The sequence below is a fragment of the Caballeronia humi genome, from assembly GCF_001544475.1.
Lineage (GTDB): Bacteria > Pseudomonadota > Gammaproteobacteria > Burkholderiales > Burkholderiaceae > Caballeronia > Caballeronia humi.
Genome location: NZ_FCNW02000185.1, coordinates 1 through 1274 on the forward strand (window position 1 = coordinate 1; position 1274 = coordinate 1274).

Genomic DNA, 1274 nt, shown 5'->3' on the forward strand with positions numbered 1-1274 from the left:
AGCTCGTCGACGGTTGGTATCTGCGCGCCGACATTCCACTGGCCTGACTCGATGCGCCTCCTAAACAGTGTCGCCAGCTGGATATAGCGGGCAACTCCGCTCAAGCTGAAATCAATGGCTGGTTCCTTCAGGGCCGCCTCTGTACTCATTGCAACTCCGGATGGTGTCATGTGGCGCTTCCGGCGCGGCTACCAAGGGCAGCCCGCGTAGCGGGGAAACCCTCATAGTTTAATCCAAAGATCCAGTTGTCTAGCCTACTGACTTTTACTGACAGCTTCGCCTGCTACAGTGCAGCGCGCAAGCGTCGGGAGGGCTTCGTCAACCTCGCTTAAGTGCAGGATGGGCTCGAGCGGCGGCGACACGTCGTCTGGCAACGGGATCTGATGCACGTTGAGCGTCATCGACACGAGTGTGTAATAACCAATCACCGCACCAAGTTCGACTACGCCGACGTTGCCCCAGCGGTGCATCACGCGCTGATACACGTTTTCCTCTACGTCGCCCGTTTGTTGCAGTTGTCGCGCGAATTCGTAGATATCGGCTTCTTCCAAGTCCTCGAAGGCAGGGTGCGCGCCTGTCTTGATCGCGTCCAGTGTGGTTTGGCTCAGGCCAGCACGCAGGCCCGCCTCGGCGTGAATATGCCATTCGAGCTGGCTGTTCCAGCGCCGCGCCGTAACCACGATCGCCAGTTCGGTCAGCCGCGCCGGCAACGTCGTCCCGTAGCGCAGGATTTCACCGAAGCGCTGCCAGCGGTCGGCCAGTTCAGGGCGGTGCAGCGCGGCGCGCAAGGGACCAACGACGGTCCCGCGCGGGCCATCAACGACGGCGCGATAGACGCGCTCCTGCTCGGCGGTCATCGAGTCGGGCGAAAAAAGGGGAATACGGGCCACGTTCAGTCCTTACAGTGAGATGTCATTTGTTCGGCAGCCTCCGTGCACCGGTTTTTACCCGCGCTCAATACCGAGTTCGCGCAGCACTTCGTCCGTATGCTGCCCGAGCGTCGGTGGGGCGCGGTCGAAGCTCAACGGAGCATTGCGGAGTCGAATCGGGCTCACCACCTGCGGCACGGTGCCCGAGACCGGATGGGGGAGATGACGCAGCATCTCGCGGTGCTTAACTTGCACGTCCTCGAACACCATCGGGATCGTGTTGATCGGCCCGCACGGCACGGTGGCGGCATCTAGCTTGCCGAGCCAAACGTCGAGATCGTCCCCGAGCAGCGCTTCGCGGATGATCGCGAGCAGCGGCGGAAGATTGCGCACGCGCTGCGCATT

General features: G+C 61.9%; 2 protein-coding genes. Both read right to left on the reverse strand.

The window, feature by feature from the left end; all coding sequences use genetic code 11:
- Nucleotides 1–254 precede the first annotated feature (254 nt).
- Nucleotides 255–890: a carboxymuconolactone decarboxylase family protein gene (locus tag AWB65_RS34920; protein ID WP_087671268.1), complete on the reverse strand. Its 636-nt coding sequence runs from the start codon at nt 888–890 to the stop codon at nt 255–257.
- 54 nt (nt 891–944) lie between these two features.
- The coding region (locus AWB65_RS34925) for a CoA transferase (RefSeq protein ID WP_200821878.1) at nt 945–1274 on the reverse strand (330 nt) is incomplete at its 5' end.